The organism is Pontibacter rugosus, assembly GCF_042678745.1.
Lineage (GTDB): Bacteria > Bacteroidota > Bacteroidia > Cytophagales > Hymenobacteraceae > Pontibacter > Pontibacter rugosus.
Genome location: NZ_JBHTLD010000087.1, coordinates 1 through 18,592, shown reverse-complemented (window position 1 = coordinate 18,592; position 18,592 = coordinate 1). Strand labels below are relative to the sequence as shown.

The 18,592-nt window shown below is 46.9% G+C and carries 14 protein-coding genes; 11 read left to right on the top strand and 3 right to left on the bottom strand.

The window, feature by feature from the left end; all coding sequences use genetic code 11:
* Positions 1–101 precede the first annotated feature (101 nt).
* The 3 genes from ACFQ2O_RS10890 (at position 102) to dnaA (ending at position 3,331) form a co-directional block, all read left to right on the top strand.
* Positions 102–857, top strand: a complete 756-nt coding sequence (locus ACFQ2O_RS10890; protein WP_377527222.1) for a 5'-nucleotidase C-terminal domain-containing protein — start codon at positions 102–104, stop codon at positions 855–857.
* A gap of 11 nt (positions 858–868) precedes the next feature.
* Positions 869–1,801: a bifunctional metallophosphatase/5'-nucleotidase gene (locus ACFQ2O_RS10885; protein ID WP_377527220.1), complete on the top strand. Its 933-nt coding sequence runs from the start codon at positions 869–871 to the stop codon at positions 1,799–1,801.
* Positions 1,802–1,906: 105 nt separating this feature from the next.
* Positions 1,907–3,331 carry a chromosomal replication initiator protein DnaA gene (gene dnaA, locus ACFQ2O_RS10880; RefSeq protein ID WP_377527218.1) on the top strand — a complete coding sequence of 475 codons (1,425 nt, stop codon included), beginning with the start codon at positions 1,907–1,909 and terminating at the stop codon, positions 3,329–3,331.
* 85 nt (positions 3,332–3,416) lie between these two features.
* Here the strand turns inward: dnaA and ACFQ2O_RS10875 are convergent, their stop codons facing one another.
* Both ACFQ2O_RS10875 and ACFQ2O_RS10870 read right to left on the bottom strand, forming a co-directional pair.
* Positions 3,417–3,926, bottom strand: a complete 510-nt coding sequence (locus ACFQ2O_RS10875; protein WP_377527216.1) for a hypothetical protein — start codon at positions 3,924–3,926, stop codon at positions 3,417–3,419.
* A gap of 63 nt (positions 3,927–3,989) precedes the next feature.
* The gene (locus tag ACFQ2O_RS10870) at positions 3,990–4,424 is read right to left on the bottom strand and encodes an OsmC family peroxiredoxin (RefSeq protein ID WP_377527214.1); all 435 of its coding nucleotides are present in this window, start codon (positions 4,422–4,424) and stop codon (positions 3,990–3,992) included.
* A gap of 165 nt (positions 4,425–4,589) precedes the next feature.
* Between ACFQ2O_RS10870 and ACFQ2O_RS10865 the strand changes: the two genes are divergently transcribed.
* The 5 genes from ACFQ2O_RS10865 (at position 4,590) to ACFQ2O_RS10845 (ending at position 10,822) form a co-directional block, all read left to right on the top strand.
* Positions 4,590–6,092: a GH3 auxin-responsive promoter family protein gene (locus ACFQ2O_RS10865; RefSeq protein ID WP_377527212.1), complete on the top strand. Its 1,503-nt coding sequence runs from the start codon at positions 4,590–4,592 to the stop codon at positions 6,090–6,092.
* Positions 6,093–6,588: 496 nt separating this feature from the next.
* On the top strand, positions 6,589–7,740 hold the full coding sequence (locus tag ACFQ2O_RS10860) for a 1-deoxy-D-xylulose-5-phosphate reductoisomerase (RefSeq protein WP_377527210.1): 1,152 nt from the start codon (positions 6,589–6,591) through the stop codon (positions 7,738–7,740).
* A 59-nt stretch (positions 7,741–7,799) separates the two neighbouring features.
* The gene (gene rseP, locus ACFQ2O_RS10855; RefSeq protein ID WP_377527208.1) at positions 7,800–9,116 is read left to right on the top strand and encodes an RIP metalloprotease RseP; all 1,317 of its coding nucleotides are present in this window, start codon (positions 7,800–7,802) and stop codon (positions 9,114–9,116) included.
* Positions 9,117–9,130: 14 nt separating this feature from the next.
* Positions 9,131–10,261: a LysM peptidoglycan-binding domain-containing protein gene (locus ACFQ2O_RS10850; RefSeq protein WP_377527205.1), complete on the top strand. Its 1,131-nt coding sequence runs from the start codon at positions 9,131–9,133 to the stop codon at positions 10,259–10,261.
* 54 nt (positions 10,262–10,315) lie between these two features.
* Positions 10,316–10,822, top strand: a complete 507-nt coding sequence (locus ACFQ2O_RS10845) for a DUF6702 family protein (protein ID WP_377527203.1) — start codon at positions 10,316–10,318, stop codon at positions 10,820–10,822.
* A 250-nt stretch (positions 10,823–11,072) separates the two neighbouring features.
* Here ACFQ2O_RS10845 and ACFQ2O_RS10840 read toward each other — a convergent pair whose 3' ends face one another.
* The gene (locus tag ACFQ2O_RS10840) at positions 11,073–13,052 is read right to left on the bottom strand and encodes an OmpA family protein (RefSeq protein ID WP_377527201.1); all 1,980 of its coding nucleotides are present in this window, start codon (positions 13,050–13,052) and stop codon (positions 11,073–11,075) included.
* Positions 13,053–13,274: 222 nt separating this feature from the next.
* Here ACFQ2O_RS10840 and lon point away from each other — a divergent pair, with 222 nt between their 5' ends.
* The 3 genes from lon to hslU all read left to right on the top strand — a co-directional run bounded on the left by lon (position 13,275) and on the right by hslU (position 18,578).
* On the top strand, positions 13,275–15,761 hold the full coding sequence (gene lon / locus ACFQ2O_RS10835) for an endopeptidase La (RefSeq protein ID WP_377527199.1): 2,487 nt from the start codon (positions 13,275–13,277) through the stop codon (positions 15,759–15,761).
* 310 nt (positions 15,762–16,071) lie between these two features.
* Positions 16,072–17,118, top strand: a complete 1,047-nt coding sequence (gene porQ / locus ACFQ2O_RS10830; RefSeq protein ID WP_377527197.1) for a type IX secretion system protein PorQ — start codon at positions 16,072–16,074, stop codon at positions 17,116–17,118.
* A gap of 65 nt (positions 17,119–17,183) precedes the next feature.
* Complete coding sequence (hslU, locus tag ACFQ2O_RS10825; protein WP_377527194.1) at positions 17,184–18,578, top strand: ATP-dependent protease ATPase subunit HslU; 1,395 nt, start codon at positions 17,184–17,186, stop codon at positions 18,576–18,578.
* Positions 18,579–18,592 lie beyond the last annotated feature (14 nt).

The window sequence follows — 18,592 nt, the reverse complement described above, 5'->3', positions numbered from 1 at the left end:
GTTGAAGTGATAGAAGCTCTTCTATTTTCACTACAGAACCTACTGCACTTGGTTCATGTTAGGGAGTCGGATAACTTTGGGACCGGATTTTAAGTCAACACATGAGTAAATACTTTTCAAGAGGAATTGCAGCAGTTCTGCTATCCCTCAGCCTGGCATCATGCCAACGCGCCTTGGTGCCCTCACCGGCACTGGGTACTACAGATGTTCCCGTAGATAAAACCATACTCGCAGACCCAAAGCTGGAAGCTCAAATTGCTCCGTACCGTAAGGAAGTTACAACCAAAATGTCTGAAGTAGTGGGCACTGCACCTATAGCCTTGAGCAAAGGGGACTATGAATCGTCCCTGGGCAACTTTGTAGTGGACCTGCAGCTTGCGCAAGCCCAACCGCTTTACGGTAAGCCTATTGATCTGTCGCTGGCGACGAACGGGGGCCTGCGTGTGCCGCTACCGGAGGGAGAAATAACCACAGGAAATGTATTTGAGCTGATGCCCTTTGAGAATGAGCTGCTGGTGCTTACGTTGAAAGGAGAGACAGTGCAGCAGCTTTTTGACTATGCCGCCGAAAGAAAAAATGCCCCCATCGGTAATGCTGCCTATGCAGTTGTTGCCGGCAAAGCAAAAGACATTAAAATAGCCGGTAAACCGTTTGATCCTCGCCAGACCTATACATTAGTAACCTCTAACTACCTGGCAGGCGGCGGTGATGACCTGAACATGCTGAAAGATGCCATAAAAACCGAAATGGTAGGCTTGTTGTTGCGAGATGCAATCTTAATGCAGATACGCCAGTTTACAGCAGCTGAAAAGCCGATAACAGCTGACACCGCAAAGCGGGTTACCATCCTCCCTTAAGTATAAGCATCATGAAAAGAAGAGACTTTTTAAAAACAACAGCACTTGGGGCGGCTGGTATCAGTATGCTCGGAGTTCCATTCTCGGCAGAAGCTGCTCAAAGTATAACTCTCACCATCCTGCACACCAACGACCAGCACTCGCGCATAGACCCGCTGCCTGATGATGGCCGCCAGTACGGTGGAATGGGCGGCATGGCTCGCCGCGCCACGCTGATTGAGCAGATACGGCAGCAGGAGCCTAACGTGCTGCTGCTGGACTCTGGAGACATCTGGCAGGGCACGCCATACTTTAACTTCTTTAACGGAGAACTAGAGTATAAACTCATGAGCCAGATGAAGTATGATGCCGCCACTTTTGGCAACCACGATTTTGATAATGGCCTGGAGGGGCTGGAGCGGCAGTTGCCTCATGCTTCTTTCCCTTTCCTGAGCGCCAACTACGACTTTAGCAAAACTATACTGAAGAACCGGTTTGCCCCTTATAAAATCTTCGAGAAACAAGGGGTGCGTATCGGTGTTTTTGGGCTGGGTATTGAGCTGGCAGGGCTGGTGAGCAAGAGCAACTACGGTGAAACAGTATACTTAGACCCTGTGGCCAAGGCCCGTGAAATGGTGCAGGAGCTACGCCAAAACCAGAAGTGTAATTTAGTGATCTGCCTTTCACATTTGGGTTACAAATATGAGGACGGAAAAATAGATGACGTAACACTTGCACAGCAGGTAGAAGGCATAGATTTGATTCTCGGTGGCCATACCCATACCTTTCTGGATGAGCCTGATGCTTACAAACACACCTCTGGTCATCAAACGCTTGTGAATCAGGTAGGTTGGTCCGGGATATTCCTGGGCCGCCTCGACTATAGCTTCAGTAAGAAAACAAAAGAAAAAACAGATGTAAGAACAGCTGTGATAGCTATTGATACCCCTGTAACAACTTCGTGAAAAAATAATTTTTTGTTTACGGATTATTGAGCAAATTTGTAACCCCCTGCCGGTTAAGTAGCCGTTTGTTACACCAAACAAATCTGAAGTGTTTTGGAAAATTGGATGATCAAAGACTGTTCAACAGTATGGAGTAACTGCCTCCAGGTGATAAAGGATAATATTGGCGAACAAAGTTTTAAGACTTGGTTTGAGCCGATAAAGCCAGTATCCCTGCGTGATAGTGTACTAACCATACAAGTGCCCAGCCAATTCTTTTATGAGTGGCTGGAGGAGCACTATGTGCAGCTTCTAAAAAAGGTCATTTACCAGGAACTTGGCAGCGAAGGCAGATTAGAGTACTCTATCATTGTGGATAGAGGCAATGAGTCGAATAAGCCTCAAACCGTAAATATCCCTACAAAGAAAATTCCGCAGGCTGTTGTAAACTCGTACAGGCCAGAGCAAAACTTTATTAAAAGCCCGTTCGAGTCTAAAACCATTGACCGGAATTTCCTGAACTCTCAGCTGAACGAGGCTTATACTTTTGAGAATTACATTGAAGGAGATTGCAACCGCCTGGCACGCTCGGCTGGATATGCCGTGGCCAATAAGCCTGGTACGACCTCCTTTAACCCGCTGATGATCTATGGCGGCGTGGGCCTTGGTAAAACGCACTTGGTGCAGGCCATCGGCAATAATATCAAAAATGTAAACCCAGAGAAGTTTGTCCTTTACGTGTCGTCAGAGAAGTTCGTGAACCAGTTCATCGAGTCCCTGAAGACAAACAACGTGCAGGATTTTGCGAATTTCTACCTGTTGGTAGATGTGCTCATTATTGATGATGTGCAGTTCTTAAGCGGTAAAGAGAAGACGCAGGAAATGTTCTTCCACATATTTAATCACCTGCACCAGTCCGGCAAGCAAATTGTGATGACCTCTGACTGTCCACCACGTGATCTGAAAGGCCTGGAAGAGCGCCTGCTTTCGCGCTTTAAGTGGGGTTTAACAGCCGACTTACAGAGCCCTGACTTCGAAACGCGTATGGCCATCATCCAGAAGAAGATGCAGGGGGATGGCATTGATATTCCGGATAATGTGGTAGAATATCTGGCTTACAGCGTAGACACAAACGTGCGTGAGCTGGAAGGTGTGCTGATTTCTTTGATCGCACAATCATCCCTTAACCGCAAAGAGATTGACCTGGAGCTTGCCAAGCAGGCTCTGAAGCATATTATAGAGGATGTGGAGACGGAGGTAAACCTCGACTTCATCCAGAAAACAGTAGCTGAGTACTTTCAGGTAAGCCTGGATTCTCTGAAAGCCAAAACGCGCAAGAAAGAGATTGTAACAGCGCGCCAGGTGGCTATGTACTTTGCCAAGGAATTCACCAGCCACTCGCTTAAATCAATTGGTTACCACTTTGGCGGCCGCGACCACAGTACGGTTATACACTCGGTACAAACCGTTTCTGACTTGATCGATACGGACAAGAAGTTCAAAGCAAGTATACAGGAGTTACAGAAGAAATTTAAATCTAAAGCAGGCTAATAAGCAGCCATGCTTAGCCTATAAAAAAGAGCGGCGGCCATACCTGAAGTATGGCCGCCGCTCCTTTTTATAGCTTTAGGTAAAATTATATTCTGTTTCCTACAGTATCAGAAACTGCATAATTATGTGTTTCAGCCATTTCACGCATCTTCATCTTTATCCTGTCCAGATCCCGCTTTTTGCGTACCTGCTTCAGGTCAAGGTATACCTGCGATTCATCCTTTAGCGTAAGGCGCAGCGCAAGTGGCGTAATGTGAACTGACGCAATGTCTGGTATCTGGATAAGGTGCTTCGTGCGGAACACACCAAATTTTTGGACGATGTACTGCTGCGTTATCTCAATGTAAGACTGCACCCCAAAAACAGAGGTGTTCTGTAGTATTACATAAAAGAGAAAGACAACCGCTAACCCAAAAAATACATAGTAAAGGTAGCCCTGTCCGGCAGCGCTCTCTTCAGAAAAGAGAAGCATTGCAGCCCAACTTAGCCAGAACAGCGTAAGTATAAGCTGCACTGTAAAAGAAAGTTTTGCATTTCGCGTTGGGCTTAGCTGCACAATCAAACTCGATCGGGCACTACTACCAGATACTGCCATTCCTAAAATATTTGGTGATACATCAGCGGTCGGGATAACAGACCTTACCTGCAATATAAGAAATTATTCGACAAGTGAGGCCTGTATCGTGATTTCAGGCACCGAACTCAATGCTTTCGATACAGGGCAACCTGCTTTTGCCTCCTGCGCCAACTGCTGTAGCTTCTCATTGTCCAGGCCTGCTGCTTTCGCCTCTGTAGTAAGTTCAATCTTAAGTATGGTCGGGGCTCCGTCTTGCTCACCTAAGGTAACAACTGCTTTTGTCTCAATATAGTCTGGCGTAATATCCTGTTTTCCCATCAGAGCGCTTAAAAACATAGAATAGCAACCAGCATGTGCAGCGCCTATAAGTTCTTCCGGGGTTGTGCCGCTGTTACTATCACCGAAGCGCGAGGCAAAAGAATATTTAGCCTGTAGGGCTCCATTGCCTGATTTTACTTCTCCTTCGCCATCTTTCAGGCCTTTGTTCCAGCGGGCTTCTGCTTTGTGTTTTTTCATGTTGTTTTACTTTAAGGTTTATGTTGCTCTCACGTATGTGCTTGTTTGCAATAACTAATACTGCACAAAGGTGTTTCGTGTTTAGAACATCGTGCCCGCATTTCGCTACAGGTGTGGCATTGCTACATTATCTGGTTATCTTTACCTTCCATTAAAATATATTTTATGGGTGTAAAAGCATTGTTGAGCAAGCCACTAGCCGCTTACGTACATAAAAAACATCAACGCTGGATAGAAAATCCTGTAGAAGCCCAGCAGGCGGTGTTTAAACACATCATAAGCAAAGCGCAGGAAACAAAGTTTGGTCGCGATCATGGTTTTGCAAGTATAACCTCTCATGCTGATTTTGTGAAGGCTGTGCCTGTGCGGGACTATGAAGGGCTGTCTTCTTATTTCAACCTTGTGAAGCAAGGCGAAAAAGACGTGCTGTGGCCGGGCAAGCCCTTATACTTAGCAAAAACATCCGGAACCACCTCAGGCACTAAGTATATCCCTATCACCAAAGACTCCATTCCAAACCATATTAATGGTGCCAAAGATGCCTTGCTAGCTTATGTGCACGAAACAGGTAAATCCCAGTTTCTGGATGGAAAGATGATTTTCTTGTCTGGCAGTCCGGAGTTGGAGCAAGTGGCAGGCATCAATACAGGCAGGCTATCAGGCATTGCCAACCACCACGTACCGGGCTACCTGCGCACTAATCAGCTGCCGGCTTATGAAACCAACTGCATCGAAGACTGGGAAACAAAGCTCGATCAGATAGTGGAGGAGACCATTGACCAGAACATGACTCTGATTTCAGGTATACCGCCCTGGGTACAAATGTATTTTGATAAGCTGATCAGGCAGACGGGCAAATCAATAAAGGACATCTTCCCGAACTTTCAGTTGTTTGTGTACGGAGGGGTTAATTTTGAGCCATATCGCAAAAAGCTGTTCGAGTCTATCGGTAAACAGGTGGATTCTATTGAGCTGTTTCCTGCCTCAGAAGGTTTTTTTGCCTATCAGAACAAACAAAGCGATCCGGGTTTACTACTGCTGCTGAACGCTGGCATCTTCTACGAGTTTATACCTGCCGAAGAATATTATAACGACAACCCAACCCGCTTGACCATCGGTGAAGTAGAGCCAGGCGTGAATTATGCGCTGATAGTGAGCAGCAATGCCGGCCTCTGGAGTTACTCTATCGGTGATACAGTAAAATTTACTTCTGTAAAGCCTTACAAACTAATCGTGAGTGGCCGCATCAAGCATTATATTTCGGCCTTCGGTGAGCACGTGATAGGAGAAGAGGTAGAGAAGGCTATGAAACAGGCGATGATAAAGTTTCCGGAAGTAGAGCTGATAGAATTTACGGTGGCACCATTTGTGAGCCAAAGCGATGGAGCATCTTACCATGAGTGGCTGATGGAGTTTGCGAAGAAGCCAGTGCACGAAGCTGCCTTTGCAGAGGAGCTCGACAAACAGCTACGTAAGTTAAACTCTTATTACGACGATCTTATTGCTGGCAATATTCTTCAAAAGCTTAAACTAACAGCATTGCCGAAAGGCGCTTTCCAGGCGTATATGAAATCGCAGGGGAAGCTGGGCGGGCAGAATAAGGTTCCGAGGCTGAGTAATGACAGGAAGTTAGCGGATGGATTGCTAAATGTGAGTAAACTTTGCTAGCTAAGCGCTTAGCTAGCTTTTCGCCTCGCCGGCTGGGCCTTACTATTCTCCTTGATGAGAATAGAGGGCCCCTACCCCCGGCGTAAGCAAAAGAATCAAGACGATTTTGAACTTGCTGACCGCTCAAACAAAAAATCGTCGTTACGCACCTGGCAGAGGTGTGAGCTCTGTAGCAAACAAATAATTTCTTGTATTTCTGATCGGAGGAAAGGCTTTTTCAGTTTTTCTAGGAGGTGCCTTGTGGATGTTGCGGTGCCCGCTAGGGCAGCAGGAGCAGAGCGAAGGCAGCTTCAGACACACAACGCCGAGTGTGAAAAAGAGTACTCGCGGACTTGGAGCGCTCGAGCAACTGCAACATGCAAGGCCAGAACTGAAGCCTTGGATGAACAGATAATGTGCTAACTTGAACAAATAGTAGCTTCGTCAGCTTAAGCGAACATAAGTAATAAGACTATGATTGTAAAAGCATAAATGCTTTTATCATAAAGAAAACAAAATGAGAAAAATCGCCATACTTGGCTCCACAGGCTCCATAGGCACACAAGCGCTGGATGTAATCAAGGCAAACCCTGAAAATTTTGAACTGGAGGTGATTACTGCGCATAGCAACGCTGAGCTACTGATACAGCAAGCGCTGGAGTTTAAGCCAAACACTGTTGTCATAGCCCGCGAAGACCTGTACGAACAGGTGCAGGAGGCATTGCTACATGAAGATATCAAAGTATATACCGGTAGTAAAGCCCTCTGCTCTGTTGTAGAAATGGGCACGGTAGACATGGTTTTGACAGCTATGGTTGGCTATGCTGGCCTCTTGCCTACCATACATGCCATCAAAGCTGGCAAGCAAATTGCCCTGGCTAACAAAGAAACGCTGGTGGTGGCAGGGCAGCTGGTTACCGAGCTGGCAAAAGAGTACGGAGTAAATATATATCCAGTTGATTCAGAGCATAGCGCTATTTTTCAGTGTCTGGCTGGCGAGTTTCATAACCCGATAGAGAAAATTATACTGACTGCCTCTGGCGGACCGTTTAGAGGAAAGACTGCCGCAGAACTGGCAGCAGTAACGAAGGCACAGGCGCTGAAACACCCGAACTGGGATATGGGTGCGAAAATCACCATCGACTCAGCGTCTTTGATGAACAAAGGGCTAGAGGTGATCGAGGCGAAGTGGCTTTTTGGGCTACGGAACGATCAGATTGAAGTAGTGGTGCACCCGCAGTCTATTATACACTCGCTGGTGCAGTTTGAGGATGGTTCTATCAAAGCACAACTCGGACTGCCTGATATGAAGCTGCCGATTCAGTACGCTTTGGGTTATCCGCAGCGGCTGAAGTCTGACTTTCCGCGCTTCAGTTTCCTGGATTACCCGCAGCTAACATTTGAGCAGCCAGACCTTAAAACGTTCCGTAACCTGCAGCTTGCCTTTGATGCCATGGAACAAGGAGGCAACATGCCGTGTATTCTGAATGCAGCTAACGAGGTGGCAGTCAGTGCTTTTCTGCGTGATAAAGTAGGCTTCCTACAGATGTCGGACATACTGGAAAGCTGTATGGCAAAAGTTGCGTATATTGCGAACCCTTCTTACGAGGACTATGTGGCAACAGACAAAGAAGCACGTCAGTACGCTTCTGAATTGATAAACAAATAATTATACAGCCTGTTGTGTTGAATTCAGGCTAAAACTAAGTATAAACTTTTCTTTTTTAGATGGATATAGTAGTAATGGTAGCCCAGCTTATTCTGGGGCTTACAATATTAGTTGGGTTGCACGAGCTGGGGCATATGTTGGCGGCAAAGTGGTTTGGAATGCGCGTAGAAAAGTATGCCATTGGCTTTCCTCCTAAAGTTTTCAGCAAGAAGTTCGGTGAGACAGAGTATATGCTTGGGCTTATCCCGCTGGGTGGCTTCGTAAAAATCTCCGGCATGGTTGACGAATCAATGGATACAGAGGCGCTAAAAGAAGAGCCGAAGCCATGGGAGTTCCGTGCTAAACCAGCCTGGCAGCGCCTGATCGTGATGATGGGCGGTATTATTGTAAACGTGATTACCGGTATCGTTATCTATGTAGCGCTTACCTACAGCTACGGCGAAAGTTATTTGCCAGCCTCTGAGGCACGATATGGTGTTGTTCCGAACGAAATAGGCCAATACATAGGCTTCCAGACTGGTGATAAAGTAGTGGCCGTAAACGGGCAGAAGCTTGAGAAGTTCAATGATATTTATTCTGTTGATGCTATACTGGGCCAAAACTCTTATTACACTGTAGATCGAAACGGGGAACTGGTGGATCTGCAGGTACCTGTTGACTTTGCTGACCGTTTAGCTGATAAGGAAGATGAGCGTACACTTTTTGTGCAGCCGCGCTTACCCTTCAAAGTAGGGCAGGTGGCAAAAGGAAGTGCAGCTGATGATGCAGGTTTGAAGAAAGGAGATGTTTTCAAAACAATCAACGGCAAGAGCGTTATGTTCTTCAACGACTTTCAGGAAGCGATGCAAGCGAATGCTGGTAAAACAGTAGTGATGGTGGTAGAGCGCGATAGCAAACCTATTAAGCTGCAGGCAAAGGTAGGTGAAGATGGAACACTAGGTTTCTACCAAGAGCCAATGGTGCAGTTTGCTACGAAAGAGTATAGCTTGGGCGAATCAATTCCGATGGGAACAGAGCAAGCCTTTGGTGTAATCACAGCTAACCTAAAAGGTTTCGGAAAGATTTTCCGTGGCGAGATTTCCGCTTCTAAGTCATTAAGTGGCCCAATCGGTATTGCCCAGGTGTTTGGCGATACGTTTGACTGGTATAAGTTCTGGAGCATCACAGCTATGCTATCTATGGTTTTGGCCTTTATGAACTTCCTGCCGATTCCTGCCCTGGATGGCGGACATGTTGTGTTTTTAACATACGAAATAATTAGTGGCCGCAAGCCATCAGATAACTTTTTAGAGAATGCCCAGAAAGTGGGTATGGTTTTATTGTTAGGTTTAATGGCTTTTGCTATCTTTAACGATGTATTCAAGTTGATCTTCTAAGCAAAGATTCCCCCATGAAATTCGTTTTAAAGTACCTTTTTGCAAGCTTAACCTTACTTTTTGTTTTTGCACTTAATCAAGCTGAAGCTAAACCAGGCAACTGGCTCACAAGTATAAACCCACACACTATCGCTGCACAAGGCGATAGTGTGTACTTGGTTCAGCAAGGCGATACTTATTATAGCCTCTCCCGCCGCTTTGATATTCCCCTCGATTCGCTGCAACGCTGGAACAACAACACATTACAGATAGGCCAATCGCTTTATCTTACTAATCCAAAACCAACTACAGCTGTTGCATCTGCTGCCAAGCCAGCCCCAAAACCAACAGCTACCGCTACCAAAGCTGCTCCTGTAGCTATAAGCACCGCCAGTGCCACAGCAAAACAGACCGTAGAAAGCACTTCCGCTTCTCCGGCACCGGCACCTAAACCAGCAGCCTATAAAACCAAAAGCCGCATTCTGGTAGTGCCGTTCGATCCGCATTTATACTTCTCCGACGCTGATGCCGAGATTGCACGTCAGTCTAAAATTCCGATGCAGAATGTGCGCCATGTGTTCCGTGGTAGATTGAATGCAATGCTAGCCCCGGATGGCTATGAAACCATTCATTTGCTGGGTGGCGTGTACCGCGATAGTGTTAGTGAGTTAAGCCGCATTTATAAATCACTGCACTATGCTTACCAGGATAACAAGCAGTCTAAGTACAACCACCAGCCAGAGGTAAAAGAGGAGAAAGGCAATATCCTGAATTGGGTAAAGGATCAAAAGCAGAAGATTGGCTCCAGAGGCGAACCTGCTACAGTACCCGTAGCCCAAGACCCGAATAAACACTTCGGCGCTACAGTAAAAGACCCGGAGTTTTTCAACTACTTCAACAACCAGTATGGTATCGACTATTATGTCTTTATCAACCAATTTGAGGTGAAAACCATCTATGAAAACTGCCTGGATCGTGCTGCCCTTAATTATGAGCGTGATTTTATGGTGCACTACAGCATCTATGATAATACAGGCCAGTTGGTATCTGGTAACAAAATTAATATTCCCTATCAGTCAAACATCAACAACGTGAACCGGATTGTAAGCGACAGTATGCCAAACATGGCAGAGCGCGTGCTTTCTGATTTGCCTAACGCTAAGTAGTTTAACCGGAACTGGTACTAATCTTGCTTCAGGAAGTATAAAGTATGTGCACGTATGAAGTATAGATTCTTTTCGCTACTGCTCCTGTTAATGGCTTTTGCCTTAGCCAGACCTGCCGCAGCCCACGATTACCACGCCAGTATTGCCGATGTACAGTTTAACCCGCGCACACAAAGCCTGGAAGTAGCTGTAAAGGTGTTTATGGATGACCTGGAAGATGCTCTTTCTCGCCGCTCTAAGACTAATGTGGTATACAGCCATACTTCGGAACAGGTAAAAAAGCATCTGTCCGACTACCTGAGCACAAACCTGGTGTTTGAAGTAGAGCAGGGCAAGCCGCTAAAACATAAGTTTGTTGGCTCAGAAGCTGATGCAGATGTCGTGTGGATATATCTGGAGATTCCTGTCAATAAAGCTATACTGCCACAACTCTACGTGAAGAATGCCATACTTACGGATCTGTTTTCCGACCAGATGAACATTGTCAACATTAACTACAAAGGCAAAACCGAAAGCGTGCTGTTACAGCGCGGCGAGACAACAAAGAAAGTACCGCTTTAAGTATAGTTTTGAATTTTGAATAACTGACTTTTGAATAACTGAATATCCTTTCTGTTATTCAAAAAAGACTTTGTGGGTGAGCAGCAACTACTTTAGCGCTCCGCCACCAAGATTCTTTCATGATGACACTAGAGGAGAGTAGCAGGAGTATCAAGAATAAAATTCACACATTCACTCAATCACTCATTCACTCAATCAAAATTGAATATTCAGTTATTCAAAATTCTATCAGAAGCTGCACAATAGACCTCTACAACTTCTGCTTTTTGGGTTTAGTAACTATAAATTCTACACGGCGGTTAATGCGGCGGTCTTCCTCTGTTTTCTCTGCTCTTAAAGGCTTGCGGCTACCATAACCGATGGCATCAATGCGGCTGTCTTCTATGTTCACTTTACGCTCAATATACCGTTTTATAGCATCTGCTCTGTCTTGCGATAGGCTCAGGTTAAAGTCAGGATCTCCGGCACCATCGGTGTGCCCAGCAATCTCGAGTCGATACGTCGGGTGGTCGATCAGGAAATAAGCTACTTCATCCAGTACCGGCTCCATCTCTGCTTTTATAGTAGATTGATTTTGATCAAACTCGATGTTTTGGAACACCAGCGGGATGTTATAATCTATCATTGTCGTCATCAGCTGGATAGAGGTATCGTCTTTAAGCTGCAACTCCCGCTCAATCGTAAAGAAATCCGGACTTTGGATCAGGATCATGTAATTAGTGTTATCGATTAAGTCAAACTCAAAAGAGCCATCCGGACGAATATACTTGCTGGAGATCTCGATGCCGTTCTCCAGGTCAATGATAGAGATAACCCCTGATAAGGGTTTATTGGTCACGGAGTCTTTAAGAGTACCTTCCACTTTTGTTACAGCCAGCGGATGTGCCTCCATGGGTAGCGGGAAGGAGTACAGGTCGAGGTTCTGGATATCGTCAGTTTCGGAGCGGGCATAGTATAAGTTTTTTGAAGCTGCATCAATGGTGAAATAGTATTCACTCCCGCGCCCATTTACCAAAGGTCCTATATTGCGTGGTTCCTGCCAGTGTCCCTGCACCTGGTAGGTTTTGTAGATATCGAAGTCGCCAAAGTTGTTGAGCTGGCCGCGTGAGCTAAAGTAGAGCACCTGGTACTTTGGGTGAAAGAAGGGGCTAACCTCACTCTCACGCGTGTTTACGACCGGTCCCATGTTCTGTGCTGGTTGCCACTCGCCTTTTTTGTTCTTATGCGTGAAGTATAAATCAGAGAGACCAAAGCCGCCTAGCCTATCAGAGGCAAAGTATAAAGTGTCTTCTGATTTAGAAAGGCTTGGTTGCGAATCCCAGGCATCAGAGTTTACCTTAGCACCCAGGTTCTGGATCTGGCCCCAGGAGCCATCAGCTTGTTTCGTAGCTTTATAGATATCGCAGTTGCCATAGCCATCCGGCGCTTCGCAGCGGGCAAAGTATAAGGTGTTGCCGTCACGGCTGAGACAGGCAGAACCTTCATTATAAATGCTGTTGATGGGTTTTCCGAAAGATTTAGCCTCTTCCCAAAAGCCGTTGTTCTGCTTGCTATAGTATAAATCCTCGTTAGATCGCCCCTTAAAATCATCCATGTTGCGCTTTGAAGTATAAATAAACACCTCATTCTCATCACTCAAAGTAGGGCCATAATCAGCATAAGGCGAATTGATAGGATTTCCCATGTTAAGGTAAACTCCCTTGGGCGGCTTGAACGTGGCAATAGATTTTCTATACTCTACCAACTCATAATAGTAGTCGAGGGGCACATAATAGTCTTTTGTGTTTTGGTCCAGCGAGTCGTAATAAGACTTGACGCGGGTAATGTCAGTGCGGTGGTGCTTGAGCACAAGTCGAAACAGAGCTGTGGCTTTTTCCTGGTTTCCCTGGCGCTCATGTAGCTGGCCTAGTCGCCAGAGCAGGTGCGTATCTTTGTAGAAGTTCTGTATTCCGAAGCTGTGCACATACTTATCCAGCAGCGGCAGCACCTGATCATATTGCCTGCGTTTCTCCAGCTTTTGTATCAGCGCTAGCTGTTTGCGGTCGTGATAGTACGGGATTTTATTTAAATTAGGGAAATTGAGGTGTAACTCAGGCTTGGGTGCCGACTTATGTACCTTAAGGCCTGCTTCTGGCTGTTCCAGCGGAACTTGTTTGAGTTGCTGCGCCTGTATCTGATAAGCAGAAAAGCACAGCGGCAACAGGAGTAAGAGTATGAACAGACGCTTCATCAGCTTGTATTTAACGCAAAGCCTAAAGATATTAAATTTGTGCTATATTGTTGCGAAGGTCTATATTCTTAGCTATACTTTTCTAATTCAGTCCTGTTTTTAGCTAAAAACCGACAATTCAACAGCCTAAGCAGCCTTGGCACAGGACTTGAACAACTATAGAGGAACAGGAAAACCGGGGGATGAACGATGTTCTCCTGTCAAAATGGCATTGAACTACTTATGAAGAACCATACATTGGAGCAATTTCTAAAGGATTTATTTTTAAGCAGCGCTACGGACGACGATGGGCCAGAGCTCATTCCGATCATAACCGCTGATGTTGAGGATGATATAAAACTAGAGGATCTGCCTGACGAGTTGCCATTATTGGCAGTCAGGAACACCGTATTATTTCCGGGAGTGGTGCTGCCGATAACCGTGAGCCGTAAAAAATCTGTAAAGCTGGTGCGTAAAGCGCATAACGGTGATAAGATTATAGGTGTGGTAGCGCAGAAGAACACGAACTCTGATGACCCATCGGCAGAAGATATTTACGAAGTAGGCACTATCGCAAAGATCCTGAAAATGCTGGTGCTGCCGGATGGCAATACAACGATCATTATTCAGGGGCAGAGCCGCTTTAAAGTAGAGGAGGTAACACAGGAGGATCCTTACCTGGCCGCGCGCGTGAGTCTATGCGAAGAGACGCCGATGGACAAGAGCAAAAAGGAGGTAAAAGCCCTGGTACAGTCGCTGAAAGATGCGGCAGGCAAGATGCTGAAGCTGAACCCTGAGATACCACAGGAGGCCCAGGTGGCACTTGATAACATCGATAGCCCAAGCTTTCTGACGCATTTCCTGTCGAGCAATCTAAATGTAGAAGTTGCGCAAAAGCAGGAGCTTTTAGAAGTAAACGACGGCAGAGAGCGCGGTACACAACTGCTGGAGCTCATGCTGCGCGAAATACAACTGCTGGAGCTGAAGCAGGAAATCCACTCAAAAGTACATACCGATATCGACCAGCAGCAGCGTGATTACTTTCTGCGTCAGCAGATAAAAGTGTTGCAGGATGAGCTGGGACAGGAGGGACCAGATCAGGAGATTGAGCGCTTCCGGGAGCGTTCGCTTAAGAAGAAATGGCCAGAGGCTGTAGCCTTACACTTCAAGAAAGAAATAGATAAGCTGGCTCGCCTTAACCCACAAGCAGCGGAGTATCCTGTATCAGTTAATTACCTGGAGTTTCTGCTGGACCTTCCCTGGAACGAGTATACCAAGGATAACTTTAACCTGAAGCGCACTAAAAAGATACTGGACGCAGACCATTACGGGCTGGAGAAAGTAAAAGAGCGCATTATTGAATACCTGGCTGTATTAAAGCTGAAGAACGACATGAAGGCACCGATTCTGTGTCTTTACGGACCTCCGGGCGTGGGTAAAACTTCGCTGGGCCGTTCTGTAGCCAAAGCCTTAGGCCGTAATTATGTGCGTATGTCTCTTGGTGGCGTGCGTGATGAAGCCGAAATTCGTGGCCACCGCCGTACCTACGTGGGTGCCATGCCGGGTAAAATCATTAGCCAGATCAAGAAAACAGGTTCTTCTAACCCTGTTATTATTCTGGATGAGATAGATAAGCTGGCTTCTGATTTTCGTGGCGATCCATCTTCGGCTTTGCTTGAAGTGCTGGACCCGGAGCAGAACCATACCTTTATGGATAACTACCTGGATGTAGAGTATGACCTCTCGAAGGTATTGTTCATCGCCACGGCTAACTCGCTGGATACTATACAGCCAGCCCTGCGCGACCGTATGGAAATCATCGACATCACGGGTTATACTTTAGAGGAGAAGACAGAGATTGCTAAACGCCATCTGGTGCCGAAGCAGATTACAGAGCACGGCCTGGAAGAAGCCGATGTGAAGTTACCAAAAGCTACTATCCAGAAAGTGATTGACGATTATACCCGTGAATCAGGAGTGCGTAACCTGGAGCGTAAAATTGGCCAGCTGGTGCGTAATACTGCCAAGCAGAAGGCAATGGAAGAGGAGTATGCCCGTTCTATCAAACCAGAGGACGTGGTAAAGATTCTAGGCTCTGAAATATTCGACAAAGAAATTTATCAGGACATTGACACAGCTGGTGTAGTAACAGGCCTGGCCTGGACCTCAGTGGGTGGTGACATCTTGTTTATTGAAAGTATACTTAGCCGTGGCAAAGGCAAACTGACGCTGTCGGGCCAGTTGGGCGATGTGATGAAGGAATCGGCTATGACGGCCATCTCCTACTTAAAAGCACACGCAGAGCTGCTGGATATAGATTACCGCCTGTTCGACCAGTACGACCTGCACATTCACTTTCCGGAAGGCGCTGTGCCAAAAGACGGCCCATCGGCTGGTATCGCCATCTTTACGTCTATCGCTTCGGTATTCACGCAGCGTAAGGTGAAATCAAGGCTGGCGATGACGGGTGAGATAACGCTGCGTGGCAAGGTGCTGCCAGTGGGCGGTATAAAGGAGAAGATATTGGCAGCCAAACGTGCCGGCATCACCGACATTGTCCTTTGCCAGAAAAATAAAAAAGACATCAGTGAAATTCCGGCGCATTACATCAAAGGCCTCAACATCCATTACGTAGACCGTGTGGACGATGTGGTGAAGATCGCGTTACTGAAGGAACGCGTAAAGTACCCGCTGAACCTGACGGTGAGAGAGGAAAAAGCTGACGCTTAATAAATTTTGAATAATTGAATAATTGACTTTTGAATGAGCGAATGAGTAAATTTTAAATGAGTGAATGAGCGAGTCCTGCTCCCCGGTCTGTCATCTTGAAAAGATCTTGTGGGCGAGTCGCAACTGCTTTGGCGCTTTGCTACCAAGATCCTTCCAGGAGGACAATAGGGATGTGGAAAGGCAGCAAGTACAAATTCAGTCATTCAAAAGTCAATTATTCAAAATTAACCATTCACTCAATCACTCATCCACTCATTCACAAATAAATATTCAGTCATTCAAAAGTCAGTTATTCAAAATTGAAAAGCCCATGAAAAAAGCCGCTCTCATACTTTGCACCTTGCTGGGCTTTTCGCTCATGGCGCAGGCGCAGATAGGGGGGCAGCGTGGGTTTTTGTTTCTGGAGTTGCCGAATAGCGCGAAGCTGGCAGCTTTGGGAGGTGTAAATATTACAGCTGGCGCGCAGGATGTAAGTATGGTGTCGGCTAACCCGGCCTTGCTTAGCGAGGAGATGGACAGGCAGTTGAGCCTAAGTTATGTGGGATATTTAGCCGATATCAAACAAAGCAACCTGGCTTATGCTTTTAAGAGTGAGAAGTATGGCCGCTGGGCAGCAAGTATAAATTACCTGAACTACGGCGATTTTGTGCAGCGTGACCCTACGGGCATGGAGTTGGGCACTTTCAATGTGAATGATTATACCCTTGCTTTGTCGCATGCGCGGGAGGCGGAGGCCTTTACGATTGGGGCAACGGCAAAAGTAGCGGTATCAAGTATAGCTGGCAACAAAGCCGTAGGTATACTGGCCGATGCTGGAGCTGTTTTCAAGCATCCAGAGAAAGATTTTACGGTGGGGCTGGCGTTCAAGAATGTCGGCTATCAGGTGAAGACCTATGACGGTGGCGAGCGGCAGCAAATGCCTTGGGATGCCCAGTTGGGGCTATCTTACAAGCCAGAGCACATGCCGGTGCGGCTATCGCTCACGGCACACCGCCTCTACCAGTTCGATATTGTGTACCTCGACCCAAATGCACCGGGCAAGCTGGATGAGAACGGGAATGAGGTAAAGGAAGAGAAGACGCTGGGGGATAAAATTGCCCGCCATTTTGTGGTAGGCACCGAGTTTGTATTCAGTAAGAATTTTCAGCTGCGGGCAGGTTACAACCACCTGCGGCGCAAAGAGCTGCGGCTCGATACAAAAGCAGGAGGAGTAGGGTTTTCGGTGGGAGCCATGCTGCGGGTTCGAAGCTTTGAGCTGAACTATGGCAGCGCCTTTTTTCACCCGTCAGGAGCCACACATTATGTTACCATCGGCACCAACACCAGCACCTTCCTCAAAAAGAAAAGAAGTTCATAAACTACCGGTTGCTGCGCTTCTGCGTAGCAATAGCCGGGAGAAGATGTATCATATAAGATAAAGACATGTTAGATAATATTGCATCGTTAACACCAGCTCAGATTGTAGCGGAGCTGGATAAGTATATCATCGGGCAGAAAGACGCGAAACGAAACGTAGCTATTGCGCTGCGTAACCGCTGGCGCCGCATGAATGCCGACGAAAGTATAAAAGGTGATATTGTGCCAAACAATATCCTGATGATAGGCGCAACAGGTGTGGGTAAAACAGAAATTGCCCGTCGCCTGGCCAAGATCGCTGATGCGCCTTTTACTAAGGTAGAGGCTTCTAAGTTTACTGAAGTAGGTTACGTAGGCCGCGACGTGGAAAGTATGGTACGCGACCTGGTGGAGCAGTCGGTGAACATGGTGAAGACGCGCATGAAAGAAGAGGTGAAGCAGAAAGCAGCCGAGATGGTGGAAGACATCATCCTGGACGCGCTGATTCCGCCAATCCAGGGCCGTACGCACAGCCCGGTTTCTACCACTTCAGATCCGAATGCCATGCCGGACAACGATTACGAACTGAATGAACGCACGCGCGATAAATTCCGTGAGAAAATCCGCAACGGCGACCTGGAAGACCGTAAAATCGAAATTCGCGTGTCGCAAAGCGCTATGCCGGGAATGGGCGTGATGGGTCCGGGTATGGACGAGGCTTCGATGATGAACATCCAGGAGATGATCAGCGGCATTATGCCGAAGAAAACCAAGAAGCGCAAAGTAACCATTGCCGAGGCACGTAAGATCTTGCTGGAAGAAGAAGCATCCAAGCTAATTGATATGGACGAGGTGAAGGAAGAGGCCATTTTTAAGGCAGAAAACTCCGGCGTAATCTTTATTGATGAGATTGACAAAGTAGCCAGCGCCAGCAACAAAGGCGGTGGCGGCCCAGATGTGAGCCGCGAAGGGGTACAGCGCGACCTGCTGCCGATTGTGGAAGGTTCTTCGGTGAGCACCAAGTATGGCATCATCAACACAGACCATATCCTGTTTATTGCTGCAGGTGCGTTCCACGTGGCTAAGCCTTCAGACCTGATCCCGGAGCTTCAGGGCCGCTTCCCGATTCGTGTGGAGCTGAATAGCCTGACCAAAGATGACTTCTACCAAATCCTGAAATTCCCAAAGAACGCGCTTACCAAGCAGTATGAGGCCCTGTTAGCTTCAGAGGATGTAGAACTGACCTTCAACGATGAAGCGCTGGATGAAATCGCTTCCATCGCCTTTGAGGTAAACACGGAGGTAGAGAACATTGGAGCGCGTCGCCTGCATACCGTTATGAGCCGTCTGCTCAACGATATTCTGTTCGATGTGCCAGACAAGATCGGAGCCAATGCACGCATCGTGGTAGACCGTGCCATGGTACAGGAGAAGCTATCGGGCATGGTGAAAAACCGCGATTTGAGTCAGTATATTCTTTAATTAGAGATTAAAAA

Coding starts and splice junctions, on each gene's coding strand:
- hslU (WP_377527194.1), top strand. CDS start 17,184: ATGTTAGATAATATTGCATCGTTAACACCAGCTCAGATTGTAGCGGAG.
- rseP (WP_377527208.1), top strand. CDS start 7,800: ATGGATATAGTAGTAATGGTAGCCCAGCTTATTCTGGGGCTTACAATA.
- lon (WP_377527199.1), top strand. CDS start 13,275: ATGAAGAACCATACATTGGAGCAATTTCTAAAGGATTTATTTTTAAGC.
- ACFQ2O_RS10840 (WP_377527201.1), bottom strand. CDS start 13,052: ATGAAGCGTCTGTTCATACTCTTACTCCTGTTGCCGCTGTGCTTTTCT.
- ACFQ2O_RS10885 (WP_377527220.1), top strand. CDS start 869: ATGAAAAGAAGAGACTTTTTAAAAACAACAGCACTTGGGGCGGCTGGT.
- ACFQ2O_RS10845 (WP_377527203.1), top strand. CDS start 10,316: ATGAAGTATAGATTCTTTTCGCTACTGCTCCTGTTAATGGCTTTTGCC.
- ACFQ2O_RS10865 (WP_377527212.1), top strand. CDS start 4,590: ATGGGTGTAAAAGCATTGTTGAGCAAGCCACTAGCCGCTTACGTACAT.
- ACFQ2O_RS10850 (WP_377527205.1), top strand. CDS start 9,131: ATGAAATTCGTTTTAAAGTACCTTTTTGCAAGCTTAACCTTACTTTTT.
- ACFQ2O_RS10870 (WP_377527214.1), bottom strand. CDS start 4,424: ATGAAAAAACACAAAGCAGAAGCCCGCTGGAACAAAGGCCTGAAAGAT.
- ACFQ2O_RS10860 (WP_377527210.1), top strand. CDS start 6,589: ATGAGAAAAATCGCCATACTTGGCTCCACAGGCTCCATAGGCACACAA.
- ACFQ2O_RS10875 (WP_377527216.1), bottom strand. CDS start 3,926: ATGGCAGTATCTGGTAGTAGTGCCCGATCGAGTTTGATTGTGCAGCTA.
- ACFQ2O_RS10890 (WP_377527222.1), top strand. CDS start 102: ATGAGTAAATACTTTTCAAGAGGAATTGCAGCAGTTCTGCTATCCCTC.
- dnaA (WP_377527218.1), top strand. CDS start 1,907: ATGATCAAAGACTGTTCAACAGTATGGAGTAACTGCCTCCAGGTGATA.
- porQ (WP_377527197.1), top strand. CDS start 16,072: ATGAAAAAAGCCGCTCTCATACTTTGCACCTTGCTGGGCTTTTCGCTC.